Source organism: Nonomuraea sp. NPDC005501, from assembly GCF_040605905.1.
Classification (GTDB): domain Bacteria; phylum Actinomycetota; class Actinomycetes; order Streptosporangiales; family Streptosporangiaceae; genus Nonomuraea.
The window spans coordinates 85,985-103,545 of the sequence record NZ_JBEXDT010000005.1 but is presented as its reverse complement, the minus strand read 5'-3'; the positions used below and the strand labels follow the sequence as shown (position 1 = coordinate 103,545).

18 protein-coding genes are annotated in these 17,561 nt (G+C 71.0%); 8 read left to right on the top strand and 10 right to left on the bottom strand.

Features of this window, described 5'->3' with window-relative positions:
• Window positions 1-32 precede the first annotated feature (32 nt).
• Window positions 33-626 carry a dihydrofolate reductase family protein gene (locus ABZS51_RS05405; RefSeq protein ID WP_355436671.1) on the bottom strand — a complete coding sequence of 198 codons (594 nt, stop codon included), beginning with the start codon at window positions 624-626 and terminating at the stop codon, window positions 33-35.
• A gap of 91 nt (window positions 627-717) precedes the next feature.
• Between ABZS51_RS05405 and ABZS51_RS05400 the strand changes: the two genes are divergently transcribed.
• Window positions 718-1,170 carry a helix-turn-helix domain-containing protein gene (locus tag ABZS51_RS05400; RefSeq protein WP_355436668.1) on the top strand — a complete coding sequence of 151 codons (453 nt, stop codon included), beginning with the start codon at window positions 718-720 and terminating at the stop codon, window positions 1,168-1,170.
• Window positions 1,171-1,296: 126 nt separating this feature from the next.
• Here ABZS51_RS05400 and ABZS51_RS05395 read toward each other — a convergent pair whose 3' ends face one another.
• Both ABZS51_RS05395 and ABZS51_RS05390 read right to left on the bottom strand, forming a co-directional pair.
• Window positions 1,297-2,040, bottom strand: coding sequence for a response regulator transcription factor (locus ABZS51_RS05395; protein ID WP_355436665.1), 744 nt, complete (start codon window positions 2,038-2,040; stop codon window positions 1,297-1,299).
• On the bottom strand, window positions 2,021-3,208 hold the full coding sequence (locus ABZS51_RS05390) for a histidine kinase (RefSeq protein WP_355436662.1): 1,188 nt from the start codon (window positions 3,206-3,208) through the stop codon (window positions 2,021-2,023). Before ABZS51_RS05390 ends, ABZS51_RS05395 begins: the two co-directional genes overlap by 20 nt.
• A gap of 163 nt (window positions 3,209-3,371) precedes the next feature.
• On the opposite strand from ABZS51_RS05390, the gene ABZS51_RS05385 reads away from it, so the two are divergent.
• A complete protein-coding gene (locus tag ABZS51_RS05385) occupies window positions 3,372-4,346 on the top strand; it encodes a hypothetical protein (protein WP_355436660.1) in 975 nt (324 codons plus the stop codon).
• Between the two features lie 37 nt (window positions 4,347-4,383).
• Here the strand turns inward: ABZS51_RS05385 and ABZS51_RS05380 are convergent, their stop codons facing one another.
• On the bottom strand, window positions 4,384-5,142 hold the full coding sequence (locus ABZS51_RS05380) for an SDR family NAD(P)-dependent oxidoreductase (protein WP_355436657.1): 759 nt from the start codon (window positions 5,140-5,142) through the stop codon (window positions 4,384-4,386).
• Between the two features lie 209 nt (window positions 5,143-5,351).
• Here ABZS51_RS05380 and ABZS51_RS05375 point away from each other — a divergent pair, with 209 nt between their 5' ends.
• Window positions 5,352-5,855, top strand: coding sequence for a hypothetical protein (locus ABZS51_RS05375; RefSeq protein ID WP_355436654.1), 504 nt, complete (start codon window positions 5,352-5,354; stop codon window positions 5,853-5,855).
• A 134-nt stretch (window positions 5,856-5,989) separates the two neighbouring features.
• Here the strand turns inward: ABZS51_RS05375 and ABZS51_RS05370 are convergent, their stop codons facing one another.
• Complete coding sequence (locus ABZS51_RS05370; RefSeq protein ID WP_355436651.1) at window positions 5,990-6,139, bottom strand: hypothetical protein; 150 nt, start codon at window positions 6,137-6,139, stop codon at window positions 5,990-5,992.
• Window positions 6,140-6,268: 129 nt separating this feature from the next.
• Here ABZS51_RS05370 and ABZS51_RS05365 point away from each other — a divergent pair, with 129 nt between their 5' ends.
• Window positions 6,269-7,219, top strand: coding sequence for a sugar ABC transporter permease (locus tag ABZS51_RS05365; protein ID WP_355436648.1), 951 nt, complete (start codon window positions 6,269-6,271; stop codon window positions 7,217-7,219).
• 11 nt (window positions 7,220-7,230) lie between these two features.
• Window positions 7,231-8,112, top strand: a complete 882-nt coding sequence (locus tag ABZS51_RS05360; protein WP_355436645.1) for a carbohydrate ABC transporter permease — start codon at window positions 7,231-7,233, stop codon at window positions 8,110-8,112.
• Between the two features lie 43 nt (window positions 8,113-8,155).
• Here ABZS51_RS05360 and ABZS51_RS05355 read toward each other — a convergent pair whose 3' ends face one another.
• Window positions 8,156-9,547, bottom strand: coding sequence for a DUF4832 domain-containing protein (locus ABZS51_RS05355; RefSeq protein WP_355436642.1), 1,392 nt, complete (start codon window positions 9,545-9,547; stop codon window positions 8,156-8,158).
• Window positions 9,548-9,693: 146 nt separating this feature from the next.
• Here ABZS51_RS05355 and ABZS51_RS05350 point away from each other — a divergent pair, with 146 nt between their 5' ends.
• The 3 genes from ABZS51_RS05350 (at window position 9,694) to ABZS51_RS05340 (ending at window position 13,842) form a co-directional block, all read left to right on the top strand.
• Complete coding sequence (locus ABZS51_RS05350) at window positions 9,694-11,064, top strand: sugar ABC transporter substrate-binding protein (RefSeq protein ID WP_355436639.1); 1,371 nt, start codon at window positions 9,694-9,696, stop codon at window positions 11,062-11,064.
• A gap of 79 nt (window positions 11,065-11,143) precedes the next feature.
• A complete protein-coding gene (locus tag ABZS51_RS05345) occupies window positions 11,144-12,637 on the top strand; it encodes a glycoside hydrolase family 36 protein (protein ID WP_355436636.1) in 1,494 nt (497 codons plus the stop codon).
• 56 nt (window positions 12,638-12,693) lie between these two features.
• A complete protein-coding gene (locus tag ABZS51_RS05340; RefSeq protein ID WP_355436633.1) occupies window positions 12,694-13,842 on the top strand; it encodes an ROK family transcriptional regulator in 1,149 nt (382 codons plus the stop codon).
• 75 nt (window positions 13,843-13,917) lie between these two features.
• On the opposite strand, the gene ABZS51_RS05335 is transcribed toward ABZS51_RS05340, so the two are convergent.
• From ABZS51_RS05335 to vanY-N, 4 genes are all read right to left on the bottom strand, one after another.
• Window positions 13,918-14,673: a GntR family transcriptional regulator gene (locus tag ABZS51_RS05335; RefSeq protein ID WP_355436630.1), complete on the bottom strand. Its 756-nt coding sequence runs from the start codon at window positions 14,671-14,673 to the stop codon at window positions 13,918-13,920.
• Window positions 14,670-15,485, bottom strand: coding sequence for a tryptophan synthase subunit alpha (trpA, locus tag ABZS51_RS05330; RefSeq protein ID WP_355436627.1), 816 nt, complete (start codon window positions 15,483-15,485; stop codon window positions 14,670-14,672). Before trpA ends, ABZS51_RS05335 begins: the two co-directional genes overlap by 4 nt.
• On the bottom strand, window positions 15,482-16,687 hold the full coding sequence (gene trpB, locus ABZS51_RS05325) for a tryptophan synthase subunit beta (protein WP_355436624.1): 1,206 nt from the start codon (window positions 16,685-16,687) through the stop codon (window positions 15,482-15,484). The genes trpA and trpB overlap by 4 nt, the downstream gene beginning before the upstream one ends.
• Before the next feature lie 111 nt (window positions 16,688-16,798).
• Window positions 16,799-17,371, bottom strand: a complete 573-nt coding sequence (gene vanY-N, locus ABZS51_RS05320) for a D,D-peptidase/D,D-carboxypeptidase VanY-N (RefSeq protein WP_355436621.1) — start codon at window positions 17,369-17,371, stop codon at window positions 16,799-16,801.
• Window positions 17,372-17,561 lie beyond the last annotated feature (190 nt).

Sequence of the window (17,561 nt, the reverse complement as noted above, 5' to 3'; positions counted from 1 at the left end):
CGCCGATCATGCCCAGCCCTCCGGTACGAGGATCATCGGGCCACCTCGTAGCGGAGGTGGGTGACACCAGGGGCCGGGACGACCTCCAGCAGGCGGAGGTGCACGTGCTTCGGGAGGTCCCGGAAGTAGCTGCGACCGCCGCCCAGCAGGACGGGCACCTGGTGCAGGATCACCTCATCGACGAGGTCCGCCGCCAGCGCGGAGGCCAGCACGCCGCCGCCCATCAGGCCGACGTCCTTGCCCCCGGCGGCCGCGCGTGCCGCCGCGACCGCGTCCTCGATGCCGGTGGTGACGAGCGTCTGCGACTGGCTGATCTGGGGCGCGGGCCGGTGGCTGAGGACGAACAGCGGGGCCGTCGGGTGCGGGCTGCCGCCGCCGAAATGGTCGGAGTCCTCGTAGGTGTTGCGTCCTGCCACGACCGCGCCCACGCGTCCGGCGTGGGTGTCGAAGACCCGGGCACTGGGCGCGCTGAGCCTGAACCCGTCGAACACCTGACTGGGCGTGTCGCCGGCGAAGTACCAGTCGAACAGCATCGGCGCGTCGCCGAGCCCGCGCCCGGCGCCCGGGTCGCGCCCGGTGATGTATCCGTCGACCGACACCGCGTGCGCGCTGAAGACCTTGCTCATCGTGGCGACTCCTTTTTGGGTTCCTTGAAGAGACTCCATTACCGTAACACCCCAAGTTCCTTGAGGGAACCCCGCTTGCTAGACTGATCCCATGCAACGCACGAAGTTCGGGGAGATGGCCTGCTCCATCGCGCGCACCCTCGACGTGATCGGGGAGCCCTGGTCGCCGCTGATCCTGCGTGATGTGTGGGTGGGGGTGAGCCGGTTCGACGAGCTCCAGGCCGACCTCGGGATCTCCCGCAAGGTGCTGACCGAGCGGCTCAACCACCTCGTCGACCAGGGCGTGCTCGAACGCCGTCCCTACGACAATCGGCCGCGTCACGAATACCACCTGACTGCCAAGGGTGCCGAGCTGGTCGACCTGCTCATGGTCATGACCCGCTGGGGAGACCGGTGGCTGTCGGGTGAGGCCGGCCCGCCGGTGCTCTACCGCCATCATGCGTGCGGGGAGATCAGCCATGTCGACCTGCGCTGCGCCCACTGCGGCGAGCCGATGCACGCCGGCGACGTCGACCCGCTGCCGGGCCCGGGCGCGGCCGTCTGACCGAGGCGGGTCCGGCCGGTCGTCAGGTCCTGGCGGGGACCGGCAGGCTCCATCCGGGTTCTTCCTCCGACGGCGGCGGACGCGGCCCGCCTCTCCCGCCACACCCGGCTTCGGGACTCCTCGGCCTCAGGAGGCGTCGTGGACGACCAGGGCCAGTTGGACCCGGTTGTCCAGGCCCGCCTTGGTGAGGATGCGGGAGATATAGCCCTTGACCGTGCCCACGCTCATGTGCAGCTCGCCGGCGATGACGGCGTTGGCCTTGCCCTGCCCGACCGCGAGCGCCACCTCCCGCTCACGGTCGCTGAGTGCCGACAGCACCCGCCGGGCGTCGGCCCGCCGCCGGTCGTCCTCCTCCGGCAGCAGGTGGGCGATCAGCCGCCGGGTGACGCTCGGCGACAGGCTGGGCTCGCCGGCCGCGACGCGCCGGATCGCCTCGACGATCCCCTCGGGCGGCGTGTCCTTCAGCAGGAACCCGCTGGCACCCGCGCGCAGCGCCCGGAACACGTGCTCGTCGGCGTCGAACGTGGTCAGGATGATGACCTCCGGCGCGTCCCGGCGCGCGCGCAGCCTGCGGGTCGCGTCGATGCCGTCGACGCCGGCCATCCGGATGTCCATCAGCACCACGTCGGGGGAGTGCTCGCCGACCGCGGCCTGGACCTGCGCGCCGTCGGCCACCGCGCCCACCACCTGGAGGGCGGGCGCCCCCCTGAGCATCAACGTCAGCCCCGCGCGGACGAGCGCGTCGTCGTCGACGATGAGCACCCGGATCGCGCCGGACGCACTCCCGGTCCCGCTGGCGGGCGCACCCGCACCCTCACCCACGGGCGCATCCGCGGACCCGCTCACCGGCTCACTCATGGGGCCGCTCACGTGGCCATGGTAGCCGCGCCGCCAGCCGGAACCCGCCCCCATCGGTGTGTTCGCGCTCCAGGCGCCCGCCCGCCAGCGAGACCCGTTCCTCCAGCCCGGCCAGCCCGGCTCCGGCCCCGGTCGTGGCCAGCCCCGCCGCCTGCCGCCCGGCGGGCAGCGGGTTGCGCACCTCGACCGTCAGCTCGCCGCCGGCCGCGCCGGAGACCTCGACGGTGACGGGCCGGCCGGGCGCGTGCTTGCGCGCGTTGGTCATCCCCTCCTGTACGACGCGGTACGCGGTGCGCCGGATCGTCTCCGGCAGATCGGCGAAGCGTACGTCGTGCTCGTGCAGCTCGATGCGCATCCCGGCCCGCCGCGACTCCTCCACCAGCGGCGCGAGCCCGGTCAGCGGAAGCTCGGCCGACGGGCTCCGGCGCAGCACGGAGATGACCGCGCGCAGCTCCTGCAGGGCGTGGTGGGCGCTGGTCCGGATCACCCCGGCCGCCTCGGCGACCTCGTCCGGCCTGGCGGCGGCGTTGAACTCCAGCGCTCCGGCGTGCACCGCCAGCAACGACAGCCGGTGGGCGAGCACGTCGTGCATCTCGCGGGCGATGCCGAGGCGTTCGGCGCGGCGGGCCTCCTCCGCGCGCAGCCGCTGGTCGGCCTCGGCGCGGCGGGCCCGTTCCGCCAGTGACGCCAGCAGCTCCCGCCGGGTCCTGGCCAGGATGCCCCAGCCGGTGATCGCCCCGCCGAACAGTACGCCGACCAGCGCCCACACCGGGTACGGCGCCAGCCCGGGCGGCCGCCAGGCGAACCTGACCAGTGTCGCCGCCACCCACGCCATCCCCACCGCGACGGCCGCGGGCGGCCGCCGGTACAGCGCCGCGACGAGCGTGGCGATCCCCGCGGCCACCGACGCCGCCGCGGCCGGGACGGACAGCGCGATGACGGCCAGCGAGGCGGCCACCGGCCACCGCCGGCACCACCACAGCCCCGCGCACGCCAGGGCCCCGCCGGCCACGTCGGCCCACAGGTACCAGCCGGGCGTCCCCGGGACCAGATCCCCCCAGACCACCGCGCCGGCCCCGGCCATGGCGAGCACGATGCCGCCGGCCCCGGCCGCCCAGTCACGCCGCGATCTCCCCGGACCCGGCTGCCCGCCCGTCCCCGGGCCCTGTCCTGCGAACACAACCGCAGATCGTATCCGCCGGCCTTCCGCCTGGTAAGCAACCAAGGTCACCATCGCCGCCCCGCCATGGCAACCAAAGTCACCCTCCGGAAGCGACCGAAGGGGCCACGGAGCGGCCTGGCGGCAGCAGCGCGCCGCGCCCGCCGCGGGAGACCGTGGGCGCATGGTCACCTCACGAGCACGCGGCCGGTGGGCCGCGCTTCTGCTGGCCGGGCTCACCCCGGTCGTCGCCGAGCTCACGCTCGGCAATCCGCCCCTCCGCCAGGCGTGGCTGCTGCTGCTGTGGACGCCGATCTACGGCGCCGGCACCGTACTGATCCGCGAGCTGGTACGCCGTACCGGCCGGGGCTGGCCCGCCATCCTGCTGCTCGGGGCGGCGTACGGGATCGTGGAGGAAGGGCTGGCGCTGCAGGCGCTCACCAGCCCGACGATCTACGGCGTGGCCGGCTGGGCGCCCAGGATCCTCGGCCTCAACAGCGCCTACACCGAGCTGAACATCCCCTACCACGCGGTCTTCAGCGTGGCGCTGCCGATCCTGCTGGTGGATCTCATCGTCCCGGATCTTCGTCATCGCCCGTATCTGGGGCGGACCGGGCTGGTCGTGGCGGGAGTGGTGTTCGTGCTGGGCGCTCTGCTGCTGCGGTGGACGACGGCCTTCATCGACCCCGGCTACCAGGCGCCGCCGGCGGCGCTGGCGGCGTTCGTGCTGGTGATCGCGGTGCTCGCGGTGCTCGCGCTGCGGTTCGTCCCCCGCCCGCCGGCCGCCGCGCCCAGGACGGTTCCGACGCCGCCGGTCGTCGCGTGCCTGGCCGGGGTGGTGGCGTTCGGATATCTCGCGCTGCTGTTCCCCTTCGGCGGCGCCCGGCATCCGGCCTTCACCGAAGGGGGCTGGGTGGTGGTCCCGATGGTGGCGGCGGCGCTGCTGGCGGTGGTGGCAGGGGTGCTGCTGCGCCGGTGGACGGCGCACGGCGGGTGGGGCGACCGGCACAGCCTCGCGCTGGCCGGTGGGGCGCTCGTGGCGCACACGGTGTTCGGGCTGATCGCCAACGGCGAGAACGTCATCGACCGCGTGTCGCTGGCCGCGCTCGGGCTCGTCATGATCGGCCTGCTGGCCCTGCTCGCCCGGCGTACCCGGTGACCATGGCGATGGCACACAACGGTGCCTGGCTCACGGGTCACGCCAGCACCGCGCCACCGGCGATGTCGACGATGACGCCGGTGATCCAGCCGGCGTCGTCGGATGCGAGGAAGAGCGCGGCCCGTGCGACGTCTTCGGGTGTGCCGAGCCGCCGCAGCGGGTGCGACTCGGCCAGCGTGCGCTGAACGTCGGTCGGGATCCACTGCTCGTTCGTCTCGGTGAGGATCGTCTCCGGGGCGAGGCAGTTGGCGCGGATGCCGTACGGGCCCACCTGGGCGGCCAGATCCTGGGTGAAGATCTGCACACCGGCCTTCGCCGCGGCGTACGCGACGATCGTCCGTTCGCTCGGCTTGCGCCCGGCCGCCGAGGACAGGGTGATGATGTTGCCGCTCCGGCGCTGCTTCATGTCCGGCAGGAAACACTTGACGGTCAGGAAGGTGCCGGTCAGGTTCCGGTCGATGTCGGCCCGCCAGCTCTCCTCCGTGATGTCCTCGATGGGCGTGGGGCGGCTGTCCGAGCTGCCGGCGTTGGCGACCAGCACGTCGACGGGGCCGTACCGGTCGAGGATCTGCCCGCGGATGCGGGCGAGGTCGTCGGCGACGGTGACGTCTCCGGTCACGCTGGCGGCCTCCCCGCCGAGGTCGTCAATGCGTGCCTGGACCGCAGCGAGCGCGGCCTCGTCCCGGCCGTGCAACACGACACGGGCGCCGGCCCGGGCGAAGGTGGTCGCGATGGCTGCGCCGATCCCTCGGGAGCTGCCGGTCACCAGTGCCACCCGGTCCTTGAGAACGCTCATCGGCTGTCATTCCCTTCGGGGTCAGGCCGTTGCCGTCAGGACGATGATCGCCACGACGGGGGCGGTGTGTCGAGCACCGGACAGAACTCGCATCGGTGACCCAGCCGCCGGCGTACGGAAGGCGCCTGACACATTCTCAACGGATCCTCAACAACCGCGGGCCTACCGTCCTTCTCGCAAGGCACACCGACGGAGAAAGGGACGATCTCATGGCTTCGGTCAGCACGCGGCTCATCACTCTCATGGGCGCCGCCGGCGCGGCGTCCGCACTGCTCATCGCACCCGGCTCGGCGACGGCGCAGACGGCCCCGGCCACGACGGCCGTGACCGCCCCCGCGGCCCAGAACTGGAGCTACGCCCAGCCCCAGGCCACCCAGGCGCGCACGGCGGTGGCGACGACCTCGTCCAAGCGCTGCCTCACACTGCTGCGCCCCTGGGGGAGGTACGAGGGCGGCAAGTGGCGCATGTACGGCACTGTCCGGGCCCACTGCAAGGGCAGCAAGGCCGGCCGGTGGACGATGGAGCTGCAGAAGAAGACGAAGATCATCGGCATCCCGCACTGGCAGCGACTGGCGGGCAGGACCGTGCGCAGCGATCAGACGGGTGCCTTCCACGTCCGCGCGACGTGCAAGAGCATGAAGAAGAACACCTTCCGCGTGGTGACCGTCGGCAGCACCGCGCTGACCGGCCCCACGCTCACGGTCAAGTGCTGACCCCGCCCAGGTAGCGGGCTCTCCCGTGGACGGCGACGGACCCTGATCACAGAGTCCGTCGCCCCGGGAGGTCTTGCCGGTCGTAGCCGGCTGCGATGAGGGCCTGCTCGGTGCCGGCGCGGCGGCGTCGGTGATCAGGAGGTTGACCTGGGGAGCTCGCAGATCGGCGCCAGACCGATCCGGTCCGGTTTCGTGGAGTCCGCCAGGACGATCCGGCGCTCGGAGGCGTTGACCATGCGCTGTTCCAGCTCCGCCGCGACCCGCAGGCTGTTGGTGAGGATCACGACATGGACGGGTCGCCGCGGGCCACCGCAGATATGATGAGCCCTTGACAAAATATCGATAGCTCGCATCATTATTACCGACGACCGGCACCGTGGAACGCCGGCGAGCGGCTGTCGACAGGAGCGCCCATGCACGCGGTTGAGACACGACTCGACGCCGGGACCGACCAGCGTCGAGGGCTTCTCGGCCGCCACGGCCGACCGGGGCGACGGCGGGACGATCGCCATGTCGCCTGGTTGTTCCTGCTGCCGGTGATCGTCGGTTTCGCGGTCTTCTACGCCTACCCGACGGTCCGGGGCGTCTGGTACTCGTTCACGGACTACAGCCTGCTGAACGATCCGACGTACGTCGGCGCCGACAACTACCAGAAACTGGTCGGCGACGAGCAGTTCTGGAACGCGCTGAAGGTCACGGGCTACTACGTGGTCGTGAACATCGTCTCGCAGACGCTGGTCGCGCTGGGACTGGCGGCGCTGATGCACCGGCTGACCCAGTCGGTCGTCCTGCGCGCGACGCTGCTGGTGCCATGGCTGGTGCCGAACGTGACGATCGGCCTGCTGTGGGCGTGGCTGCTGGATCCCGAGCTCGGGTTCGTCAACCACCTCATCGGCCTGACCGGACTCGACACGACCCTCTCCTTCAACTCGCCGAGCTGGGCGATGCCCCTGGTGGCGCTGGTCAACAGCTGGACCTACACGGGCTACACCGCGCTGCTGCTCTACGCGGGGATGCTGCAGATACCGCAACACCTGTACGAGGGCGCCGCGATCGACGGCGCGGGTGAGTGGCGTATGTTCCGATCGATCACGTTGCCACTCCTGCGGCCGATCCTGGCGCTGGTGCTGGTGGTGTCGTTGATCGGCTCGTTCCAGATCTTCGACACGGTCGCGGTCGTGTACGGCGGCAAGCCGCCCATCCCCGAGACCCGGGTCATCTACTACTACATCTACCAGCGGGCGTTCACCTACTTCGACATGGGATACGCCGCCGCCGTGGCGATGGTCCTCGTGGTCGTCCTCGGCGTGCTGACGACCATGCAGATGCGGATGCTGCGCGCGTCGCGTTCGGACCTGGGCTAAGGAGCCTTCGGATGTTCTCCGGAATGAAGATCAGCAAAAGGGCCGCCTGGCTCGCCCTCCTCGCCGCGGTCGTGCTCACCGTCTTCCCCTTCTACTGGATGGCCCGCACAGCCCTTACTCCGGCTGCCGACCTCTACCGCGACTCGACCGGGCTGTGGCCGGACAACCCCACGTTGATCAATTTCGCGCGGGTGCTGGGCCTGGTCGACGCGGAGGAGGCCAGAGCCGCGGGCGGGTCGGGAGCGCGGATCAATTTCCTGCGGTACACGATGAACTCGATCGTCTACAGCGGGCTGATCGCCGTCGTGCAGACCTTCTGCTGCGCCATGGCGGGTTACGCCTTCGCCCGGCTGCGCTTCCCGGGCAGGGACCTGGCGTTCGGCGTCATCATCGCCGCGCTGATGGTGCCGCCGATCTTCACGATCCTGCCGAACTTCGTCCTGGTCAAGCAGCTGGACATCCTGAGCACCATCCCGGGACTGGTCCTGCCCAGCCTGCTGATGACGCCGTTCGCGGTGTTCTTCCTGCGCCAGTTCTTCCTGTCCATTCCCCGGGACGTGGAGGAGGCCGCGACGCTGGAGGGCATCAGCCGGTGGGGGATGTTCTGGAAGATCGTGCTTCCCATGAGCCGCGGTCCACTGATCACCATCGGGCTGACCACGGTCGTGTGGAGCTGGAAGGACTATCTGTGGCCGTTGCTGGTGGGAAAGGCCGAGAGCACCCGGGTACTCACCGTGGGGCTGGGCGTGTTCCTCCAGCAGTCGCCCAACCGGGCGCCGGACTGGACCGGGCTCATGGCCGGATCGGTCCTGTCCATCATTCCGGTGCTCGTCCTGCTCGTCTTCCTGGGCAAACGGCTGGTGCAGTCGATGAACTTCTCCGGCATGAAGTGACGAAGCGGGGTGCGGCCGGAGCCGCACCCCTTTCGTGGTGACGTCAGGGCACCGGGACGCGCCCGAGGGTCAGCCAGCCGGGAACGGTCGTGTCCTGGTCGGCGTTGGCGAAGCGCAGCGGCATGCCGTTCGGCAGCGGGTTGGCGGCCCGCAGGACCAGCGTGTACTCGCCCTTCCGCAGCCCGTCGACCGGCAGGGCCGCGGCGAGCTCGACCGGCTCGCCGGGCATGACGTCGGTCAGCTTCCAGGACGTCGTCCAGGTCCGCGCGATCCGTCCGTCCCGGCCGGCCACGGCCAGCTGAACGGGCCAGTCGTAGGAGAACGGGGCGACGCCGTCGTTGCTGATCCGGACGGTGACGTCGAGGCCGCGGCGCCGCTGCTCGGCCCGCACCGCGGTGACCCGCAACTCGTAGCCCAGCGACTTCGCGCCCTTCAGCGCCTGGTCGTAGGCGGCGCCGGTGTATCCGGGGCTGAAAGCGTGGTGGTTGAGCAGCCAGGTCGCATGGGTCTGGGCGACGCTCGTGTCGAAGTTTTTGTCCCCGTCACCGGGACAGTCCATCGGAACGTCGAACAGGCAGCCCTGCAGCTCGGGCCGCAGCTCGCCGGCGACCGTGTTGGTCCGCCACTTGTCGGTGGTGCCGGCCTGCCGCATCAGGTCCATGAAGTGCCAGCCGGGGCCCGGCAGGGTGGAGTAGGCGAAGGAGTCGTCGTGATAGCCCAGGTCGTGCGCCTTGTTATCGGCATCCGGGTAGCGGACCATGAGCCTGGTCCGGTCGAAGGCCTTGTCGTAGGCGTTCAGCACCCTAAGTTGCTCGGCCTGGGACGCGAACCAGTTCTCCGTTCCCGGGTCCCCGTTGTGCGGCCAGGTGTGCCACTCACCCCAGAAGCCCAGCAGGCCGAGCTGGACGAACCCGATCCGCGGATCTCCGTCGTAGCGACGGCCGAGAGCGGCGATGAACCGATCGAGCGCGGCGGTCAGGTTCGGGTCGTCGTAGTCAGGCGACACGCTCTGCCCGTCGTTGCCGAAGTCGTCGTACGGCCGGGTCAGCAGACCCTGGTCGCGCAGGAACTGCGGGACGCCGCTGGGCTTGCCCGGATAGTCCAGATAGAAGCGGAAAGCCGCCTGGTGGCCCCGGGCGGCGATCGCGTCCAGCTGCTCTTCCAGCGCCCGCCAGTCGAATCGGTCCGGGCCGGTCATCACCGCGTTCAGCGGCAGGTAGAACCACTCCATCGAGTGCGGGAACGTCGTATAGGCGCCGGCGTAGGGGATGAAACCCTCCAGCGGATTGGCGTCCGGAGCCTGCGCCGCCGCCAGATTCCGCCAGCCCGGTTGACCAGCCGCGGCCGAGCTCGGGGTGGGCAGCGCCGTGACGGCCGCGGCCAGGAGGGCGGCGAGCGCCATCCTGGCAGGCCGGCGGATCGCAGAGTGGACCATCGAAGCCTCCACATGACGATTGCCAAAGCACTTATGAGCTGGCCTTGACAAATTTTCGATGAGCCACATCATTATTCGAGAGAGCCAACAAGGCAAGAGGGAATTCTCTCGGGCCCTCGGTCCCACCCCCAGGAAGAGGCACCTCGATGATCAACAGGAAGCGGGTTGCCGCAGCGCTGCTGTGCGGGCTGCTGGCGGGCACCACGCTCACCGCGTGCGGCGGTTCCGAGACGGGCAAGCCGGCGGGCGGCGACGCGGGCGGTCAGGTCACGCTCGACTACTGGCTGTGGGACGACAACCAGTTGGCCTCCTACCAGGCCTGCGCCGATGCCTTCCATCAGGCGAACCCGAACATCACCGTCAAGCTCACCCAGACGGCCTGGGCGCAGTACTGGCAGAACCTGACCACGCAGCTGGCGGCCGGCGAAGCCCCGGACGTGTGGACGAACCAGGTGTCGTACTACCCGCAGTTCGTCTCCAGCCGGCAGATCCTCGACATCCAGCCCTACGTCGACGCCGACAAGGTCGATCTGAGCCAGTACCAGGACGGGCTCGCGGACCTGTGGACCAAGGACGGCAAGCGGTACGGGCTGCCCAAGGACTGGGACACCGAGGCGGTCGTCTACAACACCGAGCAGCTCGACAAGGCCGGTGTCAAGCCCGACGAGCTGGCCGACCTCACCTGGAACCCGGCCGACGGCGGCACCTTCGAGCACCTCATCGCCAAGCTCACCGTCGACGACAAGGGCCGCAACGGCCTGGACCCGGACTTCGACAAGGACAACGTCGCGGTCTACGGATACCAGCCGGAGTGGAACGACGGCTCCCAGGGCCAGAACGGCTGGGGCGAGCTGGCCGCCGCCAACGGCTGGACCTACCTCGACAGGAACCCGTGGGGCACCCGCTTCAAGTACGACGACCCCAAGCTGATCGAGACCATCAGCTGGTACAAGAAGATGACCGACAAGGGATACGCGCCCCGCTTCGACAAGCAGTCCACGCTCGGCATCGACGCCGTGATGAACTCGGGCAGGGCCGCGCTCACGATAGCGGGCTCCTGGACCATCAACACCTACATGGGTGACGGCGCCAAGCAGAAGTTCGCGCTCGCGCCGCTGCCCGTCGGGCCGGTCGGGTCCCGTAAGAGCGCCATCAACGGCCTGTCGGACGCGATCTGGGCGGGCACCGAGGACAAGGACGCCGCCTGGAAGTGGGTGAAGTACCTCGGCTCGGCCGCCTGCCAGGACGTGGTGGCCGGCGACGCCGTGGTGTTCCCCGCGATCAGGACCTCGGCGGAGAAGGCTGTGGCCGCCCACCAGGCCAAGGGCCGTGACGTGCAGGTGTACGTCGACTACACCAAGACTCCCGGCGGCACGTTCCTGCTGCCGATCACCGACCACGGCACCGAGATCAGCCAGATCGTGCAGGACGCCCTGCAGGCGGTCATCCTCGGCCAGATCGAGCCCGCCGAGGCACTGAAGAAGGCAAATCAGCAGGTCAATGGCCTGTTCGGCTGATTGTTCCGTCCTCTGTCCCGTCCGGTGGGAGCCACATCAAGCCTCCCGCCGGACGGGCGCCGCTGCTCGAAGGAGAACCATGCCCCTGCTCGTCAACCTGGCCGGCCGTGACTTCGCGGTCGAACTCACCGGTTCCGAGCCCCCGACGCCCGTCACCGGCGGTCTCGTCCTGCCGCCTGGCCGGGTCGCGATCCTGCACGGCCTCGCCGACGCCCTGTTCTACCGCCACGGCCAGAACTCCTGGAGCCCGTGCGGGTGGCGTCGCCTCAGCGAGCCCCCCTTGCGGATCGCGAACCCCCAGCGGCGCCTGACCGCGGACGACACGGTCTGGGACGACCCGGCCCGCCACCACTCCTCGGCCGTGGCCGCGCTGCAGGGCGACGACGGGCGGGTGCTGCTGCTGGGCTCCCTCGGGCTGGGCACCCCCCGCCTGGCAGCCGACCTCGACACTCTCGCCGGCTGGTGCGAGGACGACGGGGCCCCCTGGTTCCTCGCCTACGGTCCCGAGCAGGAGGTCTTCGCCCACTACGCCGACCAGCTCGCCGTACGGCTCGGCAGCAGCGAACGGCGTGCCGGAAACGTGTGGTCCACCTGGTACTCCTACTACGAAGGCATCACCGAGGAGACGCTGAACAAGGACATCTCCGCGCTGGCCGGCCTCCCGTTCGACGTCGTCCAGATCGACGACGGCTGGCAGTCGGCCGTCGGGGACTGGGAGCCCAACGACAAGTTCCCCTCCGGCATGCGCGCCCTGACCGAGCGGATCACCACCGCCGGGATGAGAGCGGGCCTGTGGCTGGCGCCGTTCATCGTGCTGCCCACGTCGGAGACGGCACGCGAGCATCCCGACTTCCTGCTGCGTGACGCCGGCGGGCAACCGGTCGTCGCCGGGCACAACTGGGGCGCCTCCTACTGGGCCCTCGACCTCACCCACCCCGGCGTCCAGGAGCACCTCACCCAGCAGATCCACAAGGTCGTGCACGAATGGGGTTTCACCTACCTCAAGCTCGACTTCATCAACGCCGGCGCCGTCCCCGGCGTCCGGCACTCCGGGGCGCCTCGCGAGCAGGCATACCGGGACGCGCTCGCCCTGATCCGGCGCGTCGCCGGCCCGGAGGTCTACCTGCTCGGCAGCGGCGCCCTGCTGCTGCCCTCGCTGGGGCTGGCCGACGGGCTGCGCAGCGGCCCCGACGTCGCCCCGCTGTGGACCAACTACGCCAGCGACGACCCCTCGGATGCCATGGCCTGCAACGCCGTCGTGAACACGCTGCACCGGCTGTGGCAGTCCCGTCTCGTCCAGGTCGACCCTGATGCCGTCTACTTCCGCAGCCGGCTCAACCTGCTCACCGAGACCCAGATGCGCTGGCTGCAGGACCTGGCCGCGATCTGCGGATTCAAGGCCGTCTCCGATCCGCCGTCCTGGCTGAGTTCCGACGAGCTCGAACGCATGACCGCCTACCTCGCCGAGCAGCCCGAGATCGTGCAGGAAGATCGATACAGTTTCGCCATGGATGGCCGTCCCGTCGACTTCACCGCCGCGCTGAACCCGGGGCAGCAGTATCCGATCACATGACGAGCAGCTAAAATTTCACTTTGGCTAAGCATAATCGGGGGGTAGCGGTGTCCGAGGTGGCCGGAGTCGATGTCAGCAGGCTCCGCGAGATCAACTCGCTCAGCGTCGTCCGGGCGATGCGGGGTCAGCCGCCCGCCACCGTCACCGAACTCGCCGCCCGCACCGGCCTGTCCCGGCCCGGAACCGACGTCGTGGTTCGCGGGCTGGTCACCGACGGATGGGTGAAGGTCGTCGAACCCGACGGCAGCAGCGTCGGCCGTCCGGCCCGCCGCTACCGCTTCAACGCCGACGCCGGGCACGTGCTCGGCGTCGACGTCGGCGGCCACAAGATACTCGTCCTGCTCGCCGACCTCGAGGGACAGGTGCTGCACAGTCACCGGCTGCCGGTCGAGCCCGACGCGGACCCGGCAGCCCGGCTCGCGGCCGTCGACACCGCCATCTCCCAATGCCTGTCGGACGCCGGGATGGGGTCCGACCAGATCTGGGCGGTGACGGTCGGGGTGACCGGCCCGGTCGACGCCGACGGCCGTACCACGCTGTTCACCCCGCTGCCGGGCTGGGCGAGCGTTTCCCCCGCCGAGCACCTCACGACCCGGTTCACCTGCCCGATCCTGGTCGAGAACGACTGCAAGCTCGCCGCCGTCGCCGAACGCTGGCAAGGCGCCGCGCAGGACGCCGACGACATCGTCTACCTGCTGGCGGGTATGCGGACCGGTGCCGGTCTCATCCTCGACGGCACCCTGCGGCGCGGGTACGGGGGAGCGGCCGGCGAGATCGGCGCGCTCAAGGCGGTTCGCTGGCTCTCCGCCCCGTCCCACATCGAGAGATGCCCCGGAGTGCCCGAGGACATCCATCCGAACGACAAGGCCGCCTGGGTCTTCGAACGCGCCCGCGAGGGCGACAGCGACGCCAGAAAGGCGCTCCGCCGCTATGTCAAGGATCTGGCCGTGGGCGCCGCGGCCCTCGTGCTGACCCTGGACCCGCAGGTCGTCATCCTCGGCGGCGGCTACTCCCGCTCCGCCGACCTCCTCATCGATCCCCTCGAGCGGGAGCTGCGCCGCCTCTGCCTGCGCGTCCCCGAGATCCGGGCGTCCAACCTCGGCGCGGACAGCGTCGCCCTCGGCGCGTTGCGCGTCGCCCTTGACCAGGTCGACGCGCGACTGTTCACGGACGGGATGCCGGCCCCTCTCACCCTCCACGCCTGACTCACACCCTTCCTCGGTTGAGGACTCGAAGGCGGGTCGAGCGGAGGAGTGGTGGGATGGGCCGCACCCAGGTTCTCAGCTGGAGGCGCCCCAGGTGAGGGAGAGGCCGGTGGCGGCGCGTTCGGTGCGGATCTCCATCATGCTGCCGAGGATGGTGGCATGGTCGGACACCACGGGCGTGGCGTCGAGCGTGTAGGTGATCCGGGTGCTGACGAGCACCGGGCTGCCCTCCGGCTCGTGGAGGTGGCGGGCGGTGTCGGGGTCGAGCAGACCGGGCCGGACCACCTCGGACGCCCGGGCGACCGTCACTCCCGCGTCGGCGAGGGCCGTGTAGAGGGAGACGGCGGTGAAGTCACGGTCGTGGATCCGGTCGGCCACCGGCCGGCGGACCCAGGACACCTGGTGCAGGGCGGGACGTCCCGCGAACTCGCGGACCCGCTCCAGCCGCAGGGCGGTGTCGCCGGGGCGCAGCCGCAGCTCCGCGGCGATCCGGGCGGGGGCCCGGCGCACCGCCCGCCCGGTCACCGAGGTGCGCACGTCGTGGCCCTGTTTGCGCAGGTCGTCGACCAGGCTGCGGAGCGAGTCGAGCTGGTACGCCAGGTGGGGCGGGGCGACGAAGGTGCCCCTGCCGGGCTGCTGCACGATCAGCCTCTCGTCGCTGAGCTCCCGCAACGCCTGGCGCAGCGTCATGAGGGTCACCCCGTAGGAGGCGCTCAGCTCCCGTTGCGGCGGCAGGGCCTCACCGGGGGCGTAGTGTCCCGACCGGATCTTCGCGGCGAGGTCGGCGGCGATGGCGCGGTATCTCGCCTCGTGCCCGGCGTCGGGGGTCATCGTGGTCGGTCACACTCCTGGTCGAGGGCTTGCCGCAGGGTCGCGAGGAAGGCCCGCAGGTCGTCCGGCCCGGCCCCGTCGAGCACCCGCCGCATGACCGCGGCGCCGACCACCACGCCGTCGGCGTGCCGGCGGGCTTCGCGTGCCTGGTCCGGGGTGGAGATGCCAAATCCTAGCAAGACCGGCCGGTCGGTGGCGCTCCTGATCCGCTCGGTGAGCTCCGCCGCCGAAGCGGCGAGGGCCGTCCGTTCACCGGTGGTGCCCATGAGCGACACCGCGTAGACGAATCCGCGGCTGCGGCACGAGATCTCCGCCAGCCGCGGCTGCGGCGTCGCCGGCGAGGCCAGCAGGACCAGCTCGATGCCGACGGCGGCGGCCGTGTCCGTCAGCTCGTCCGCCTCGTGGACCGGCAGGTCGGGCACGATCAGGCCGCCGACGCCGGCCCGGCGCAGCGCGGCGCAGAACGCCTCGGGGCCGTCGTGCAGCACCAGGTTGTAGTAGGTGCTGACGACCAGCGGCGCACCCACGTCCGGCATGCCGGACAGGTCGGCGAGGATCCGGCGGGTGCTCGCCCCCCGGGCCAGTGCCGTCTCGCTGGCCTGCTGGATGGTGACGCCGTCCAGCGTGGGGTCGGAGAAGGGCAGGCCGACCTCGATCGCGTCCGCGCCGGCGGCGGCGAACGCCCGCAGGTACTCCGTCCAGCCGGGGGTGATCCCCGCGGTGACGTACGGCATGAGCAGGCCGCGGCCGGTGTCCCGGCGGGCACGCAGGTGGCGTTCGACCGCGCCGGCGGCCGGCGTGGGGTTGGTCACAGCAGCTCCTTCAGGGTTGAGGCGTCCTTGTCGCCCCGGCCGGACAACGTCATCAGCACCGTCGATCCCGCGGGCAGGTCGCCGTCGCCCGCCGCGCGGATCACCCAGGCGAGGGCGTGCGCCGATTCGAGCGCCGGGACGATGCCTTCGGTACGCGCCAGCCGTACCGCCGCGCCGATGGCCTCGTCGTCGGTCACCGTGACGTAGCGGGCCCGGCCCAGGTCGCGCAGGTGGGCGTGCTCCGGGCCGACCCCCGGGTAGTCGAGCCCGGCGGCGATGGAGTGCGCCTGGGTGATCTGCCCGTCCTCGTCCTGCAGGAACAGCGAGCGGCTGCCGTGCAGGACGCCGAGCCGGCCGCGGGCCGCTCCGGCGCCGCCCTCCGCCTCGACGCCGACCAGGCGCGCCGGGGTGTCGGCGAATCCGGCGAACGTGCCGGCCGCGTTGGAGCCGCCGCCGACGCACGCGACGACGTAGTCCGGCACGCCGGTCCGCAGCTCGGCGGCGCACTGCCCGCGGGCCTCGTCGCCGATGACCCGCTGGAACTCCCTGACCATCCATGGGTACGGGTCCGGCCCGACGACGGAGCCGATGCAGTAGTGGGAGTCGCCGGTCGCGCCCACCCAGTGCCGCATGGCCTCGCTGGTCGCGTCCTTGAGGGTGCGGCTGCCCGTGGTCACCGGGACCACCTCGGCGCCCAGCATGCGCATCCGGAAGACGTTCAGCGCCTGCCGCTCGATGTCGCGCTCGCCCATGAACACCGTGGCCTCCAGCCCGAGCAGCGCGGCGGCGGTCGCGGTGGCCACCCCGTGCTGGCCCGCTCCCGTCTCGGCGATCAGCCTGCGCCGTCCCATCCGGGTGGCCAGCAGGGCCTGGCCCAGCACGTTGTTGATCTTGTGGGATCCGGTGTGGGTGAGATCCTCGCGCTTGAGGTACAGCTGCACGCCCAGGGCCTCCGACAGCCGGTGGGCCGGTGTGAGCGGGGTCGGCCGCCCGGCGTTCACGGCGAGCAGCCGCGCCAGGGCGCCGCGGAACCCCGGATCCGCCCAGGCCTCCCGGAACGCCTCGTCCACCTCGCGGCACGCCTCCACGAGGGACTCCGGCGCGTACCGTCCGCCGTACTCGCCGAATCGGCCCCGAGCTCCTGGCTCGCCCATCGTCCCGTCCAGCGGGACCGGCTCCCGCCGGGGCAACGCGTCTCGCATGCCATGCTCCTATCGTTCTATAACTCTATAGAGAGTTCTATAACAGTGAGTGTGGCACAGGAAGGGGTGGACGTGCCACCGCCGGGTGCTCGGCACGGCAGCACGGGATGGTTAGATCTGGTCCCCGTTCTCGACGACGTGGCGCACGCCGGGGTGGGGTCGTCGTCGTGGTGGCGTGCCGCCGCTGTCCGGGCGGTACTCGAAATGCCACCACTCGTTGTCGTACATGCGGTAGAGGTGGTAGCGGGCGCCGTGTTCCTCGAGCCAGCGCGCGCCTTCGTGGGGGCGCACGTCCAGCGCGATGCCCTTGACGTGCGGGGATTCCGCCGGTGGTAACACGAGCATGCGTGCCGAGGCAGGGGAGCCGGAGCGGCGCACCTCCTCGTCGAACATCCGTTGCTGGACAAGGGGATCGCGGTATCCGGAGGTGAGGCCGATGAGCTGGCCGTGGCGCCAGAGCGCCTCGGTGCGCGCCGCGATGAACGCCGCCAGGGCGCCGTCGGTGAGCCCGGTGAGGTCCTCGGCGGGGAACCGCATCCGCAACGCCCAGTGGCAGGCCAGTTCGCGGGCGCGGCCGGGATGCCGGACGAGCGCCGCGGGCAGCAGGAGCACGGCGAGCACCAGCGTGACCGCGGCGAACAGCCGGTCTCGGGGCCGAGGTGGGATGGTGCGTGGTTCGCTCATGACAACTACGATTGGCACCGAATATGCGCGCGTTGTCCGCCGCATGTCACCGTTCATCGACGGCGCCAACCGTCGGCGCGACCGTGACACAACCATGACACGGCGCGCACGAGGCGGGGACACGGCCGGCCGACAGTGGACGGGGTCGACTGGCGGGCGAGCTACGGAGCGTACTGTGATACTCGGCGGC